The 15,274-nt window shown below is 39.7% G+C and carries 13 protein-coding genes and 2 tRNA genes; 14 read left to right on the plus strand and 1 reads right to left on the minus strand.

The genetic code is table 11. The features are described from left to right. The first annotated feature begins 206 nt into the window (after nucleotides 1–206). On the plus strand, nucleotides 207–1,538 hold the full coding sequence (gene nusA / locus PHV78_01145; GenBank protein MDD5395847.1) for a transcription termination factor NusA: 1,332 nt from the start codon (nucleotides 207–209) through the stop codon (nucleotides 1,536–1,538). Between the two features lie 52 nt (nucleotides 1,539–1,590). Here the strand turns inward: nusA and PHV78_01150 are convergent, their stop codons facing one another. Continuing rightward, nucleotides 1,591–1,860, minus strand: coding sequence for a hypothetical protein (locus tag PHV78_01150; protein MDD5395848.1), 270 nt, complete (start codon nucleotides 1,858–1,860; stop codon nucleotides 1,591–1,593). A gap of 94 nt (nucleotides 1,861–1,954) precedes the next feature. Between PHV78_01150 and tig the strand changes: the two genes are divergently transcribed. From tig to PHV78_01215, 13 genes are all read left to right on the plus strand, one after another. Then, nucleotides 1,955–3,226, plus strand: coding sequence for a trigger factor (tig, locus tag PHV78_01155; GenBank protein MDD5395849.1), 1,272 nt, complete (start codon nucleotides 1,955–1,957; stop codon nucleotides 3,224–3,226). 5 nt (nucleotides 3,227–3,231) lie between these two features. Continuing rightward, on the plus strand, nucleotides 3,232–3,786 hold the full coding sequence (locus PHV78_01160; protein ID MDD5395850.1) for a YfcE family phosphodiesterase: 555 nt from the start codon (nucleotides 3,232–3,234) through the stop codon (nucleotides 3,784–3,786). 276 nt (nucleotides 3,787–4,062) lie between these two features. Next, complete coding sequence (gene secD / locus PHV78_01165; protein ID MDD5395851.1) at nucleotides 4,063–5,685, plus strand: protein translocase subunit SecD; 1,623 nt, start codon at nucleotides 4,063–4,065, stop codon at nucleotides 5,683–5,685. A 70-nt stretch (nucleotides 5,686–5,755) separates the two neighbouring features. Further along, the gene (gene secF / locus PHV78_01170; GenBank protein ID MDD5395852.1) at nucleotides 5,756–6,631 is read left to right on the plus strand and encodes a protein translocase subunit SecF; all 876 of its coding nucleotides are present in this window, start codon (nucleotides 5,756–5,758) and stop codon (nucleotides 6,629–6,631) included. A gap of 39 nt (nucleotides 6,632–6,670) precedes the next feature. Next, on the plus strand, nucleotides 6,671–7,774 hold the full coding sequence (locus PHV78_01175; protein MDD5395853.1) for a glycosyltransferase: 1,104 nt from the start codon (nucleotides 6,671–6,673) through the stop codon (nucleotides 7,772–7,774). Nucleotides 7,775–7,839: 65 nt separating this feature from the next. Continuing rightward, a complete protein-coding gene (locus tag PHV78_01180) occupies nucleotides 7,840–9,384 on the plus strand; it encodes an HDIG domain-containing protein (GenBank protein MDD5395854.1) in 1,545 nt (514 codons plus the stop codon). Nucleotides 9,385–9,401: 17 nt separating this feature from the next. Next, on the plus strand, nucleotides 9,402–10,109 hold the full coding sequence (locus PHV78_01185) for an RluA family pseudouridine synthase (protein MDD5395855.1): 708 nt from the start codon (nucleotides 9,402–9,404) through the stop codon (nucleotides 10,107–10,109). After that, entirely contained in the window at nucleotides 10,106–10,657 is a 552-nt protein-coding gene (locus PHV78_01190) for a cytidylate kinase family protein (protein ID MDD5395856.1), read from the plus strand. The genes PHV78_01185 and PHV78_01190 overlap by 4 nt, the downstream gene beginning before the upstream one ends. Beyond that, a complete protein-coding gene (rplS, locus tag PHV78_01195; GenBank protein MDD5395857.1) occupies nucleotides 10,641–11,033 on the plus strand; it encodes a 50S ribosomal protein L19 in 393 nt (130 codons plus the stop codon). The genes PHV78_01190 and rplS overlap by 17 nt, the downstream gene beginning before the upstream one ends. 6 nt (nucleotides 11,034–11,039) lie before the next feature. Then, nucleotides 11,040–11,122, plus strand: a tRNA-Leu gene (locus PHV78_01200). A gap of 9 nt (nucleotides 11,123–11,131) precedes the next feature. Continuing rightward, nucleotides 11,132–11,206: transfer RNA gene (locus tag PHV78_01205), tRNA-Ala, on the plus strand. 107 nt (nucleotides 11,207–11,313) lie between these two features. Then, complete coding sequence (locus PHV78_01210) at nucleotides 11,314–11,907, plus strand: hypothetical protein (protein ID MDD5395858.1); 594 nt, start codon at nucleotides 11,314–11,316, stop codon at nucleotides 11,905–11,907. A gap of 24 nt (nucleotides 11,908–11,931) precedes the next feature. Further along, entirely contained in the window at nucleotides 11,932–15,264 is a 3,333-nt protein-coding gene (locus tag PHV78_01215; GenBank protein ID MDD5395859.1) for a DUF2341 domain-containing protein, read from the plus strand. Nucleotides 15,265–15,274: the final 10 nt, after the last annotated feature.

The following is a 15,274-nucleotide window of genomic DNA, read 5'->3' on the forward strand; positions in this document are numbered from 1 at the left end:
TTCCCCAATTTTAATTTGACTTTCATTTTTTTTCTGTTATAATCTTTATATTAATAAACTAGTCTATTTTAGACTAGTTATTTTTTATTGCCGAGCGAGCGCTGGTAATAGCCCTGAGCGAGTTCGCGAGTCGAAGCGTTACCTCTAATGTCTCGTCAGTTTATCACAAGGCAATTAAATTAAATTTTTTAAATATTCAAAAATTTATGGCAAATAATGAACCCACAATTTCACAAGCCATTGATTTAATTTGTCAGGAAAAAAAGATTTCCCGCGATTTGGTTTTGTCGGCTATCGAGCAGGCCTTGGCCGCCGCTTACCGCCGCGATTATGGTGAAAAAAATCAAAACATCAAAGTTGAGTTTAACCCGATTGATGGATCAATGCGAGTTTTTGACGTTAAAACCGTAGTTGAAGATTTGCCACCCGAAGAACTGGCCGAAAAAGAAAACGAAGAAAAAGAGGCAGAAGAAATAAAAAAAACAAAAAAATCCAAAACCAAAAAAATCGAAGCTGAAGAGTCGGTGCCAGTTCAATCAGAAATTACCGCCGAAGAAGACGAGGAAGAGAAAAAAAGATTTAACCCTAAAACAGACCTCCAACTATCAGATGCCAAAAAAATAAATAAAAAAATAAAAATTGGCGAAACCATTACCACTGAATTAAAAATGCCGACTGGATTTGGCCGCGTGGCCGCCCAAACCGCCAAACAGGTTATCGTGCAAAAAATACGTGAAGCCGAACGACAAACGGTTTTTGACCGCTATAAAGCGCAAGAGGGCACGGTTATTAACGGTATTATCCAGCGTTATGAAAGAAATATGGTTTTAGTAGAGCTACAAGACACTACTGCGATTTTACCCGCCTCGGAACAGATTATAGAAGAGCGATATATGCCCAATCAAAAATTTAAATTTTATTTACAGGTCGTGCGTCAAACCCCCAAGGGCCCAGAAATTATCGTTTCGCGCCGACATCCAGAAATTTTAAAAGAATTATTCGTTCAAGAAATTCCAGAGATTACCAATGGCACGGTTGAAATAAAGGCTATTGCTCGCGAAGCTGGTTCGCGCGCCAAGGTAGCAGTTTTCACTCAAGAAAAGGGTGTTGATCCGGTTGGCGCTTGTATCGGCCAGCGAGGCGTACGCATTCAAACAATCATCTCTGAATTAGGCGGTGAAAAAATTGACATTATCGAATGGAGCGAGGATTTGGCAAAATTTATTACTAACGCTTTATCGCCGGCCAAAGTTCAATCAATCGAAATTGACGAAAAAAACAAAAAAGCAATAGTTAGAGTAAAAGAAGAAAATCTATCTTTAGCTATCGGCCGCGCCGGACAAAACGTGCGTTTGGCTTCTCGCTTAACAGGTTATGAAATAGATGTACAAGTAGCGCCGAAAGAAATTGAAAAAAGCGTAGCTCCAGAAGGAGAAGATGCGAAAGAAGTAACAGCGGTAGTCGATAATCCAGAAGAAAAAAAGGATTCAGCCGAACCGAAAAAAGAGAAAAAATCTCGCAAGAAAAAAACAGAATAAAATATTTTAAAAAAGAATCGCAGCGGGGCAATGCCCCGCTGCGTTAAGGTTTCTACGTGTGAAGACCGATTGCCTTCTTCTTGAATCGACTTGGCGGCACAAGTTCGCAGGCCCCGAGGATAACGAACCCGGTCACGATGGCCCCGAAAAAGGCCTTGAGCAAGCGGATTACGACCAGGGCTGTTGTCTGATAGGCGACTGGTGATTGCCCGAGAAGGGGCACCTTTTTGATGAACATGGCCGAGACCAGCCAGCCAAGCAGTAAGGCTATCGTCAGCACGATTAGCCAGTAGAAAATCAGTCTCTTCATCTCATCCTCCATCGGTTGATATTATCAAGTTTAATTATTTTTTTTGTTTTTGTCAAGATGATTTTCCTTGTCAAAATAAATATTTTATGTTAAGTTAAAATAACTTATGAATTACACTACTAAAAAATTACCTAAAAATTTATTGGAAATCGAGGTTACCTTAACCGCCGATGAGTTAAAAGAATTTTATCAGCAGGCCTTGTCTGAGCTGGGAACAACCATAACTGTTTCTGGTTTTAGACCGGGTAAGGCGCCGCTTGATTTGGTTGAACGCCAGGCCGGCCAGAAAAAGGTGCTAGAGCAGGCGACTGAATTGGCAATTAATAAAAGTTATCGCGATATTATTTTAAAAGAAAAAATTTGGCCCATCGGCGAGCCAAAAGTCGATTTAGTTAAATTAGCCCTAGACAATCCTTTTATTTTTAAAATTACTTTAGTTTTAATGCCAAAAGTCAAGCTTGGTGATTATAAAAAAATAAAAACAGAGGCCAAGCCGATCAAAATCGATGAAAAACAAGTCGATAGATTTTTAAAAGAATTACAGCAAATGCGCCGTAAAGAAGCGCTGGTCAAACGCCCGGCGCAACTGGGTGATCGGGCTGAAATTGACTTAGAAATGTTTCTTGATAAGGTTCCATTAGAAAATGGCTCGGCCAAAAACATGTCTGTTGTTTTGGGTGAAGATTTCTACATCCCCGGGCTTTCTAATCAGTTAATTGGTTTGGAGATTGAGAAAACAAAAGAATTCAATCTGCAATATCCGGCCGAACATTTTGACAAAAAATTAGCCGGCAAGCAAATTGACTTTAAAGTAAAATTAAATAATCTTTATCAAATAGACTTACCGGAGTTAAATGATGATTTTGCTAAAGGTGTGGGCAAATTCAAGGACCTGGTCGGACTAAAGGATCAATTGCGGAAAAACTTGGAAGATGAAGCCAAGCGCAAAGAAGAACAACGCCAGGAATTAGAAATTTTAAAACAATTAATCGACAAATCACAATTCGAAGAAATCCCCGAGGTTTTAGTGGAAAGTGAGCTGGACAGAATTATCGGCGAACTGCAGGCTACCATTGAAGGACAGGGATTAAAGTTTGATGATTATTTGACTCATCTTAAAAAAACCTTACCGGATTTGCGTCGCGAGTTTATTTCTAAGGCCGAAGACAGGGTTAAAACCTCTTTGGCGATTCGCGAAGTGGCTGAGCAAGAAAAAATAGTCATCTCTGATAAAGAATTAGATGATGAAGTTGAGAAAATGGCCGCTAATTATGCGCAGGAGCCCGATTTGGTCGAGCATATTAAATCTGCTCGCGGTCGCGATTACTTATATAACATTATATTAAATCGCAGGGTTATTGAATTTTTACGTAAATGAATTTTATGAAAATCGTTATTATTTCTGACACTCACGACAATTTAACCAACACAGAAAAAGCATTGAAATGGATTAAAAAGCAGGGCATAAATACTTTAATTCATTGTGGCGATTTGTGTGCGCCGACTTTTTTGACGCAATTTTTAGTTAAAAAATTCACCGGACAGATTCATTTGGTCTACGGCAATGTCGGCGACAAAAAAATGCTGGAGCAACGCGTGGTTAATTTTCCTAGCGTTAATTATTGCCGTGAATCCGGTTCAATAAAAATAGACGGCAAAAAAATTGCCTTTACTCATCGGCCAGACAAGGCAAAAGAAATGGCTTTAACAGGAAAGTATGATTTAGTTTTTTATGGCCACACCCACAAACCCTGGGAAGATAAAATAAAAATCAAAGAGAAATCTATTTCAAACGTGTTGCAAAATAAAAGAAAGACAAAAAAAATCGTGCGTTTGGTTAATCCAGGGACGCTGGCCGGCATGTTTTATCGGGCTAGTTTTGCCCTTTATGACACCAAAGCTGATAGGTTGGAATTAAAAATTTTGGATAGAATTTAAATTAAAAAAAATTTAAAAAATAAGAGATCGCTCGTTGATCTTTTATTTTAGTTATAAAGATTTGGCATGGCCACGTGGCTGTGCCGATCTCCGCTTTAGGCACCCTGGAGGATTAGTCCAGATCCAGAGAGGGCTTTGTATTGAGGGGGTTAACTGGTCGGGGCTAGTCGGAAGGATCGGGACACCAACATTTTAAGATAATGTTAGGTGGATATTCCTTGTCAAAAAAGTTCAATCTGCTATCATTCTAATTAAGATTCTTTACTAATTTATTTTATGCACAAAAATAAACTTTGGACCAATTTCGTTCTAATTTTGATTTTAACGATTTTTGCTTTATTGATTGATATACCCCGTTTGCCAAGTTGGTTTCCGCTTCACGGGTGGTTTACCGATCAAAAAGTTCACCTCGGTCTAGACCTACAAGGTGGCACGCAGTTAACCTATCAAACCAATACTTCTGATTTGCCGGCTGATCAACGAGCTGCGGCGGTCGAGGGTGCGCGAGATGTTATTGAACGGCGCGTTAATGTTTTCGGCGTTTCGGAGCCGTTAGTACAAACGGCCAAGTCCGGAGACGAGTGGAGAATTATTATCGAGTTGCCCGGCATTAAAAATGTTAACGAAGCCATTAAAATGATCGGCGAAACTCCGACATTAGAATTTAAAGAAGAGGCGCCAGCCAAGGTTTTGACTGATCAAGAAAAAAAGGAAATTGCCCAATATAATATTAATGCCCAAAAAAAAGCATCGGATGTTTTAGCTAAGGCGCTAAAGCCGGGCGCTGATTTTGCCGCTTTAGCCAATCAATACTCAGACGACCCCGGCACTCAAGGGCAAGGCGGCGATCTGGGTTGGTTTAGCCGCGGCGTAATGGTTAAGGAATTCGAAGATGCCGCTTTTACTTTAAAGAAAGGACAGATTGCTAAGACATTAACTAAAACAGAATTTGGTTATCATATTATTAAAAAAACCGATGAGCGAACCACCGATGATGCTAAAGAAGAAATTCGCGCTAGCCATATTTTGATTAAAACTGAATCAGAGGCTGCCATTGCTGCTGGTGGCGGTTGGGCCTACACGGGCTTAACTGGTAAGCAGTTGAAAAGCGCGACCATGACCTTTAATCCGCAAACTAGTGAACCGGAAATTTCTCTGGAATTTAACGCCGAGGGCGCGAAATTATTTGCCGACATTACTGCTCGCAACGTTGATAAGCCCGTTGCTATATTTTTAGACGGCTATGCGATTAGTATTCCGACTGTTAAAGAAGCAATTACGAGCGGCAAGGCAGTGATTAGCGGCAAGTTTGGCGTTCAAGAAGCTAAAGACTTAGCGCAACGCTTATCAGCCGGCGCCTTACCCGTACCGATTAAACTAATTAGTCAAGAAAGCATTGGACCGAGCTTGGGTCAAATTGCTGTGCAAAAAAGCATTGTTGCTGGCGTGATTGGCTTTCTGGCTGTAGTTATTTTTATGGTGGTTTTTTACGGTCTGAACGGATTAATCGCTTCTTTGGCGTTGTTGATTTATGCTTTAATAAACTTGGCATTATATAAATTAATTCCCGTAACCTTGACGCTGGCTGGCATTGCTGGTTTTATTCTGTCGATCGGTATGGCCGTTGATGCCAATGTTTTGATTTTTGAACGCATTAAAGATGAGCGCCGTTTAGGTAAAACCGGCACAACCGTCATCGATGATGGCTTCCGCCATGCCTGGACCGCTATTCGTGACAGTAATATTACTACCTTAATTGCCTGTTTCATTTTATATGAATTTGGCACCGGCTTAGTCCGAGGCTTTGGCTTGACCCTGGGCATCGGAGTTCTGCTCAGCATGTTCAGCGCCATTACAGTGACCCGAGTAATTTTAAAATTATTCGTTTATAAAAAGTAATTTTCTAATTTCTATTTTCTAAATTTCCCGCTGAAGGCGGGTCAGCCTCGGGCTGATAATTCATAACCTTATGTATAACATTGTTGGTAAAAATAAAATTCTTTTAAGTATTTCTGCTGTTTTGGTCGGCGCTTCAATTTTGGCCTTAACTCTTTGGGGACTAAAACCGGGCATCGATTTTACCGGCGGCACAATCATGGAAATAAATTATACTAACGAGCGGCCAACCGCCACCACGATTAACGAAGAGTTGAAGGGGCTTAATTTGGGACAAATTGATATTCGTTATAGCGGTGACAATGGCGTAATTTTACGCTTTACTGAAACAAACGAGCAGGTTCACCAGGAAATTTTGCAAAAATTAGGGCAGCCCGAAGAGACTCGTTATGAGTCTATCGGTCCGACTATCGGCAAAGAGTTGACCGGCAAGGCTACTTGGGCCGTAGTTTTGGTTTTGGCGGCGATTTTATTATACTTGGTTTGGGCTTTTCGGCGCTTATCGCGAGTTGTTAAGAAGGGAGAGTCGTGGCGTTATGGCGCTGGCGCAATGTTAGCCCTATTCCATGACGTTATTGTTATGCTTGGCTTATTCGCCGTCTTGGGGCACTTTCGTGGTACAGAAATTAATTCGACTTTTATTGTGGCCATTTTGACAGTCTTGGGTTATTCGGTTAATGACACGATCGTGATTTATGATCGTGTTAGAGAAAATTTATTAGTTGACGGCTGGCGGGATTTTAGAAATACGGTTAATCGTAGTTTAAATGAAACCATTGTCCGATCGCTCGGCACGACCGTTACTGTAATCGTTGCCATTTTAGCGGTATATTTGTTTGGCGGTGAATCAACTAGAGATTTTATCCTTGCCATGATAGCTGGTGTAGCGACCGGCGCTTGGTCTACGATAGCTATTGCCTGCCCATTCCTATTATTAAAAAGGAAATAACGTTTAGAAGATTATTAATTAGTATATAGGCATTGATTTATGAAAGTTGCTTTGGTCCATGATTTTCTAACGCAGTACGGCGGAGCAGAAAAAGTTTTAGAAGTTTTACATGAAGTATGGCCGGACGCTCCGGTCTATACTTTATTTTACGACAAAAATGGTTTTGGCGATAAATTCAAGGGTTGGGATATTAGAGTTTCGCCGATTCAAAATTTACCCTTTGGCGTCAGTCATTATCGCTGGTATCTGGGTCTAATGCCCATGGCCATTGAACGCTTTGATTTAAGGGGATATGATTTAGTCATTTCGGCCGCCTCGGGCTGTGCAAAAGGAATTTTAACGCATAAAAATACCAAACATTTTTCTTATTGTTATAGCCCGACCCGTTATTTGTGGAGCGATGCTTATGATTATTTAAATGGTCTCCGCTCTGGCGAGAAAATTTTTAGAAAGTTATTGCCGCCGCTTCTGACTTATTTGCGCAATTGGGACTATTTGGCTGCCCAGCGAGCCGACAAAATTATTGCTATTTCTGATTTTATAAAAAAACGTATTAAAAAATACTATCATCGCGAAGCTGATGCGATTATTTATCCTCCAGTTGAGGTGAATCAATTTTATATCTCGCCCGAAATCGGCGACTACTATTTATTGGTTTCGCGTCTGCGCCCTTATAAAAAAATCGATCTGGCCATTCAGGCTTTTAATAAATTAAAAATACCCTTGAAAATCATCGGGACCGGGCAAGACGCTTCGCTTAAAAAAATAGCCGGACCGTTTATTGAATTTTTAGGTTCGGTCGACGAAGAAACCAAGGCCAAGTATTTGAGCCATTGTAAGGCCTTGATTTTTCCTCAAGAAGAAGATTTCGGCATAGTGCCGGTTGAAGCCATGGCTTCCGGCCGTCCAGTCATTGCTTATCGAGCTGGCGGCGCCTTGGAAATAGTCGAAGAGGGCAAAACAGGAATGTTTTCTAACGAACAAACTTGGGAGAACTTGGCCGAGACAGTCATAAAATTTAATCCGGAAAATTTTGATCCTAAATATATTCGTAGCCAAGCTGAAAAATTTTCCAAAGAACGCTTTAAAAAAGAACTATTATTATTTCTTCGCGAGAACGCCCCAAATTTATTTGAGAAATGAATCGCGGTTAGAAATAATAACCCCGCGGGGTTACAAAAAATAATTAAAGAAGAATGCTTAAAATTATGTTTCGCAAAAGATTAATTCTAAAAGATTTGAAACAACGAAGTTTCAAATTTATCAGCAAGCTGCATCAAGAATTTCCAGTGGCGGAAATTTATTTGGTCGGCGGCGCGGTTAGAGATTTACTCCTGGGTCGCTTAAGTAAGGACATCGACTTTGTTGTCCGCGGCGTTTCAGCGCAAAAATTGGAAATTTTTTTGGCGAAATACGGCAGCGTTAATTTAGTTGGCAAAAATTTTGGCGTATTTAAATTCGTGCCCGAAGGCGGTGATGCCCACAATCCGATTGATATTGCCTTGCCGCGCACCGAACATTCTTTTGGCACTGGCGGCTATCGAGACTTTGACGTGCAAAGCGATGAAAAATTAAGCATTGAAGAAGATTTGTCGCGCCGTGATTTTACCATCAACGCCATGGCGCTTGATATTACTACGCCGAAAAAAATGAAAATTATTGATCCGTTTTTCGGCCTTAAGGATTTAAAGAAAAAAATAATTCGCGCCGTTGGCAATCCGCTTGATCGTTTCCAGGAAGATTACTCCAGAATGTTAAGAGCAATCCGTTTTTCTTGCCAAACGGGATTTTCCATAGAAAAATCGACGAAACAGGCCATCAAAGAAAGCGTTGCGCGCTTAAATGATTTTAACCGCGAGGTTACTTTAGTTAATGATGGTGAGCGCGTGGAGAGCGAGGTTTCCGAAACCAGAATTATGCCTTATGAAGTCATCGCTAAAGAATTTTTAAAGGCATTTGTTTCCAACCCGGTTAAAGCCTTTGATTTATTCGATGAATTGGGTGTTTTTAAAGAATTAATTCCGGAAATGTTGGCCATGAAGGGCTGCCCGCAAGAACCGCGTTTTCATTCCGAGGGCGACGTCTGGCAGCATACGCGATTAACTTTGGAGAAATTAGCCTCGAAGAAATTCAAAACAAAATTTCATCAAAAGAAATTAGAAGTTCAATTAGTCGTGGCAGCTCTTTTGCATGATTTGGGCAAGCCATTGACGACTAAAACGCCGCAGGAGCACGGAGTCGACAGAATCCGTTCCAACGAACACGATATAGTCGGCGCAAAAATAGCCCGAGTGATTTGCGAACGCCTAAAACTATCGAGTCCCGAAGGTATCGGCGTTGATCCACAAAAGATTTCCTGGTTAATTCAGCATCATATGATTTTGGTTCATGGCAATGTCAATGAAATGCGCGAAAATACCATCGAAAAATATTTCTTTAATAGTGAAATTCCGGGCGATGATTTACTAAAGCTTTCTTGGGCTGACATTGCTGCCACGATTGGCGCTAATGGTAAATCCGACTTTTCAACCTTTAAGCAAATGCTCGGAAGAACAAATAAACTAAAAAAAATAGCCCGGAAGAAGAAGATTTTGCCGCCGGCACTTTTGTCGGGTGAAGAGATAATGGAAATACTTTCCATCGGCCCGGGCAAAAAGATCGGAGACTTGAAGGATTTACTGAGAGAAGAGCAGTTGACTGGGCGGATAAAAACCAAAGCTCAGGCCATAGAATTTTTAAAAAAATTCGAATAAGGGCCATTGACAATCTTATGAATTTTGATATATTAAATATTCTTTTTGAAGACCCTAACTTTTTGGTCGTGTTTAAGCCGGCAGGTATTTTAGTTCATCCCGATAAGTACAGCCAAGAAAAAACCTTAATTGACCTGGTTGTTGAGCGATATCCCGAAATTAAGGCCGTTGGCGGTCCGACGGCTAGCGGACGGCCGGGCATAGTTCATCGTCTCGATAAAGAAGTTTCCGGCCTACTAGTTATCGCCAGAACCGAAGCGGCCTATCAGAGTCTTTGCCAGCAATTTAAAGATGGTTTGGTAAAAAAAGAATATTTGGCCTTGGTTCACGGCCAACCGGCGTCTACTCATAATATTATTGATTTGCCGCTGGCTAGAAACGAAAAGGGCAAAATCATCGCCGTCCAATACCGCAAAGACGTTAAGAACGAGAAGCCGGCGCAAACCGAATATTGGGTCGAGAAAAAATACGAAAATTCTTCGCTGTTGCGCGTCAGGATTTTGACCGGTCGGACACACCAGATAAGAGTTCACTTGCGCGCCATTAATTGTCCGATTGTCGGAGACGAGCAGTATGGCTTTAAAGATAAAACTTTTGGCAATGATTTGGGTAGAATTTTTTTGCATTCATCTTACTTGGGATTTAACGATTTGAATAATAAATGGGTGGAATTTAAAAGCGATTTGCCGGAAGAACTAATCAACTTTTTATCAAAAATAAAATGATTATTACTTTAAGCGGTGGGCCGGGATCGGGCAAAACGACCGTGGCAAAGATTCTAGCCGAAAAATTAGGTTATAAATTTTATTCAACGGGCGATCTGAGAGGTCAAATGGCCATGAAACGAGGATTGACCATCGATCAATTAAATGAAATAGGCGCCAAGGAAGATTGGACTGATAAAGAGGTAGATAATTTAACCAAAGAAATAGCCGAGAAAGAAGATAATTTGATTTTTGATAGCTGGTTGGCCTTCTTTTTCATCCCAAAGTCCTATAAAATATTTTTAGATATTAATCCGCGCGTTGCGGCCGAACGCGTTTTTAAAGATCAACGCCCAGACGAAGAGCATTTTGATTCGCCAGATGGCATTGAAAAAATGTTTAATGAACGCTTAGAGCAGAGCCGCCAACGTTATTTAAAATATTATAATGTCGATTTTTTGGACAAATCGCATTATGATTTAATAATTGATACCACCAATCTATCCCCAGTAGAAAAAGTGGTTGATAAAATTTTAATTAATTTAAAAGATTATGACCGAAGAAAATAAAACTCAAACTGAGGTAACTGAAACCAAAGAATCAAATACTTCAAAAGAAGTCAAAGTTTCTTTACCGGAAATTAAGGTTGGTTCATTGGTAAAAGTTCACCAAAAAATTAAAGAATTAGACGCCAAGGGAAATCCCAAAGAGCGTGTGCAGATTTTTGAGGGCATTGTGATAGCTCATCATGCCGGCAAAGAAAAAGGCGCTACTTTTACTGTGCGTAAAATAGCCGCTGACGCTGTTGGTGTTGAAAAGATTTACCCGCTCCACTCACCGACATTAGTGAAAGTAGAATTGGTTAAACAGCACAAGGTTCGCCGCGCGAAACTTTACTACTTGCGCTCACAGAAAAAGCATAAAAAAATGAAAGAGATAAAATAAACACTTGCGGACGTGGCGGAACGGTATACGCGCATGCTTGAGGTGCATGTGGGAGCAATCCCGTGAGAGTTCAAATCTCTCCGTCCGCATAAATATAGGGGCCCGTAGCTCAGCGGTAGAGCACTTCCATGGCATGGAAGGGGTCAGGGGTTCAAGTCCCCTCGGGTCCACCAAAAATCAACAAAAACGAGCCATTTTATCGTGGCTCGTTTTTGTATTGTTAACTTGTTAATTAAAAGGGTGGGATTATAATTAAGGTATAAATATAACCTTAAAATTTATGAGAAGAGCGTTTAGTAAGGTTTTGTTAATTATCGTTTTGGCAATAATTTTAGGCGCGGCTTATTTTTTGTGGCAAATCTATGGAAATAAGTGGTTTAATAAAGGCGAAACTACCCAGGCTCCGAAGATTGAAATTACCGAAAAAGGCGATCAAAAGATAGTGAAAAACCTGACAGATGGGTATCAAGTGGCAATTTATAAAACGTGGAACGTTAATTTTATTAATAAGGGGCACAACGAAGGGAGTCTAAAATTAACACCACCAAACTATGAAGTGTCTACGGCGGCGACGGAAAGTGATAATAATTGTAATCTAGAGATTTTTATTAATAGAAATAATCAAAAATTAACACTTAATAATTGGCTCGAAATTAATAGTCCAGGGGGCATTTTGTCTGAGCAGAATGTTGAAATCGGCGCCGCGCATTTGCCCGCCGTTAAAGTTATTGGTAATGAACTAGGGGATTATATTGCGGTTTATATTTTAAACCCCATTAATTACAATGTGAACGAAATTGTCCTAAACACAAATAGTGAGAAGAAATGCCTTGATGCATTTAATAATTTATTAGATAGTTATTCTATATATTAATTGAATTGTACAGTACAGTATGGTATGAACGTTGTTTCTAAATATAGGCTTATAGTCATAATATTTTTAATTTTTCCTCTTTTTGTTTGTTCTAAAATTTGTTTAGCGACGTCCGTTAATTTAAAATTGCCCTATGCCGATCAGGAAGAATTTAAAATAACAAGGGGTTATAATATTGCGACACACAAAGATTATGGATCATTTGCCAACGACTCCCTCGCTCTAGATTTTGTATTAAATGGCTGTGAATCATTTAATAAATCGCACCTAGCAATATCCGATGGATTTATAAGATATCTTAAAATGAGCAACATTGGATATGGGAATACAGTTTTAGTCCAATATGATAATGGCTTAATTTCGAGATATGCACATTTAGATAAAATTTTAGTTTCCGTGGGCGAAAAAGTGAAAATTGGTCAAATAATAGGGTTAGAGGGAAATACCGGGAACGTATCGGGTGATTCTTGTCTAGATCATCCCGGAACGCACCTACATTTTGCTGTATATAATTCTGATGGTAGTGCCTATAGACCCGAGCCAATGTCGGGATACATAAATTTTTTAGCTGGTAATTGGTATATTTCGGATAATAAAATTTACAACCCAAACCACATTTACGCCGAGGCCCCTGACGACTCACCCCATATTTTTTGGTGGAAAAGGGTATTAGCCGCCATTGGTAATGCCTTGAATATAGCGGGTGACAATATTCGACAATTTTTTATCGCTTCGCCCAGCAATTCTCTATCAGGAGAAGATCAAAATCAAATAGAAAATTGGTCGGCGCAAATAGTTTCTAATAATACTACAATTTCGGGCCAGTTAGACCAAGAGATAACGCTAATTGCCACTGTCAAAAACACAACTAATCAAACATGGAAACCAATAAATCAGGTTTCCATTAATATTTTTAATCAAACTTCAAAGAATTTGTATTCGTCTTCCTGGGCGACTCGTTTGCGTCCGGTAATCTTGAAGAATAACTTAGAGGTGGGTCAATCGACCGATTTGTCTTTTAAAATTAAAATACCATCTGAATTGGGCGATTATTCAGCCAGGTTTCAATTAGTCTATACTGCCGATGGTATAACTTTTCAAAATTTAGGCAATAATTTCATAGATTGGTCCATTAAAGCTGAAAAGTTCGCAATTAATCAAGAGTCATCAGCTGAAGACCCTGGCCAGAATATTTTATTACCCCAAGAGGACCAGCTGCCAGATATTTTAAAAGAGAGCGAAGAATCACAACCTAAGCCACAGGAACTTGTAGGAGGCGGCAGTTCTGCTGATGGCGCGGGTGGTTTAGATGTTAATCCACCAGAAACAACTCTTAATAATTTTGACCAGTTGCCCCTCGTTACCAATCAACAGAATATCATTTTTCAATTTACTTCGGATGAAGATAGCTCCAGATTTGATTGCAAATTAGACAATTCCTTATGGCAACGATGTAGTTCGCCAAAAGAATATTATAATTTAATTGAAGGCGATCACATTTTTAGAGTGCGTGCCATTGATGCATCTAGTAATATTGATGATTCTCCGGCCGATTTTTTTTGGCGCATTGATTTAACCTCGCCAGAGATTAGCTTCTTGGCCCGGCCCCCTTCACTGACCAACCAAACCGAAGTAAATTTTAATTTTATCGCTGATGATGAGTTCGCAATTTTTGAATGTTCATTAGATGATGCGTTTTGGGAATCATGTTTTGCTCCAAAGAGTTATAATATTTTAGAAGCAGGCGTGCATTTGTTTTCCGTTCGTGCCCGAGATGCGGCCGGAAATTTTAGTGGCCCCAGCGATATTTATTGGACCATTGACTTAACTGGCCCGATTTCAAATATTAATTCAAGCTTTAATCAAACTTATTTTAATCTAATCTCCTGGCCTGATAAAATTTTTGGTTCTACCACCTCGACTATAAGTGATATATTGCGCGTTGATATTCAAGTAGAGAGGGAAAGCAGCTATTTATATTTAGATTATACTTCTTCCACGCCAATTTGGATTGACGGACTGAATTGGATTGAAGTTGATCTAGATAACGACACTTGGAAAATTAATTTAGATCATGAGTTTTTATTAGATGATAAATATTTAGTTTCTTCTCTGGCCAAGGACCGGGCCGGAAACACCCAGAGCACTTCTTCGACAGTAGAATTTATTTTTGATCAAACTCCACCGAGTGCACCGACCGACATTGATTTTAATTTTAATCAGGATAGGCGAGAGCTTTTAATAAATTGGGCTGCGCGGGACAATTTGTCGGGTGTAGATTATTATAATATTTTTTGGCAGGTTGATGGTATGGATAACACAACTTCTACGCCAGACAACTTGATTAATTTAATTGTTGAACCAGGATATAATTATTTATTTAAAATCCAGGCCGTTGATCGAGCGGGTAATCAAGGCATTTGGTCAGAAGTCAGTTACGTGCCAAAGTTATCATTAGATGGTTGGACTAGAAAGAGAGTCTTAGTTATTGATAATAGTATTGGTGATAAAATTTTAATTAATTTTCCCATTAATATTGTCATAGATTATCAATCAGAAATGAATCAAGACTTTTCCGACGTTAGGTTTACTGATTCAGACGGCGAAACCTTACTTGATTTCGGTTGGGACGTTGATCACGAAGGATTAGAACAAGAACAAGACGGTATTTTGGCGTTAGCAGTAGTTAAAATACCACAACTTTTAGCTAATGAGCAAAAAATAATTTATATGTATTACGGCAATAAATATGCTGAATCGGTGGCTAACCTAGAAAACGCCTTGGATTGGTATGATCATTTTAAAATTATTCGTGAAAACTATGACTATCAATGGGTAACTTGGGACAACGTCGATTCGGGAATTTTAAAAACTAACTTGCCGAGTTTTATTGGATTCGATGCCTGGATTTCCCTGAAAGCCCCCCTTGAATTAGCAGATTTAGATATTAGTTTTAAGGCTCAGGTAAATCGGGATTATCGTGGCGGTAATGATGTCCAGTTAATGCGTTGGCGCTGGATAGATAATAATTTTTTATTACTGGATGCGCATTTTATTGATTTCAATCAGGCCGAGATAAGGCTTTTAAAGGTTGTCGACGGAGTAGCTACAGTATTATATACCTTTTCTGTTGATCCTCGCAACTGGTTGATTTATGAAATCAAATCGCGCGGTACCCTACACAATATTAAGATCGGCGATTTGGACGAAGTACAAATTAATGTGCCAGAATTAACTTCAGCTGGCAGGGTGGTTTACATGGCCCTATTGAACAACTATAGCACCATGGATCATTTTTGGACTGATTGGTTCTATGTCCGTCAGGCGGCGGATAACCCGCCGCAAGTCAGTTGGTAGGAGTAAATTA

This window comes from Patescibacteria group bacterium (genome assembly GCA_028715115.1).
Lineage (GTDB): Bacteria > Patescibacteriota > Patescibacteriia > UBA2591 > UBA4787 > JAQUSN01.

Excerpts from the sequence above, each read along its gene's own strand:
- nusA (MDD5395847.1), top strand. The coding sequence starts at position 207 with ATGGCAAATAATGAACCCACAATTTCACAAGCCATTGATTTAATTTGT.
- PHV78_01150 (MDD5395848.1), bottom strand. The coding sequence starts at position 1,860 with ATGGAGGATGAGATGAAGAGACTGATTTTCTACTGGCTAATCGTGCTG.
- tig (MDD5395849.1), top strand. The coding sequence starts at position 1,955 with ATGAATTACACTACTAAAAAATTACCTAAAAATTTATTGGAAATCGAG.
- PHV78_01160 (MDD5395850.1), top strand. The coding sequence starts at position 3,232 with ATGAAAATCGTTATTATTTCTGACACTCACGACAATTTAACCAACACA.
- secD (MDD5395851.1), top strand. The coding sequence starts at position 4,063 with ATGCACAAAAATAAACTTTGGACCAATTTCGTTCTAATTTTGATTTTA.
- secF (MDD5395852.1), top strand. The coding sequence starts at position 5,756 with ATGTATAACATTGTTGGTAAAAATAAAATTCTTTTAAGTATTTCTGCT.
- PHV78_01175 (MDD5395853.1), top strand. The coding sequence starts at position 6,671 with ATGAAAGTTGCTTTGGTCCATGATTTTCTAACGCAGTACGGCGGAGCA.
- PHV78_01180 (MDD5395854.1), top strand. The coding sequence starts at position 7,840 with ATGTTTCGCAAAAGATTAATTCTAAAAGATTTGAAACAACGAAGTTTC.
- PHV78_01185 (MDD5395855.1), top strand. The coding sequence starts at position 9,402 with ATGAATTTTGATATATTAAATATTCTTTTTGAAGACCCTAACTTTTTG.
- PHV78_01190 (MDD5395856.1), top strand. The coding sequence starts at position 10,106 with ATGATTATTACTTTAAGCGGTGGGCCGGGATCGGGCAAAACGACCGTG.
- rplS (MDD5395857.1), top strand. The coding sequence starts at position 10,641 with ATGACCGAAGAAAATAAAACTCAAACTGAGGTAACTGAAACCAAAGAA.
- PHV78_01210 (MDD5395858.1), top strand. The coding sequence starts at position 11,314 with ATGAGAAGAGCGTTTAGTAAGGTTTTGTTAATTATCGTTTTGGCAATA.
- PHV78_01215 (MDD5395859.1), top strand. The coding sequence starts at position 11,932 with ATGAACGTTGTTTCTAAATATAGGCTTATAGTCATAATATTTTTAATT.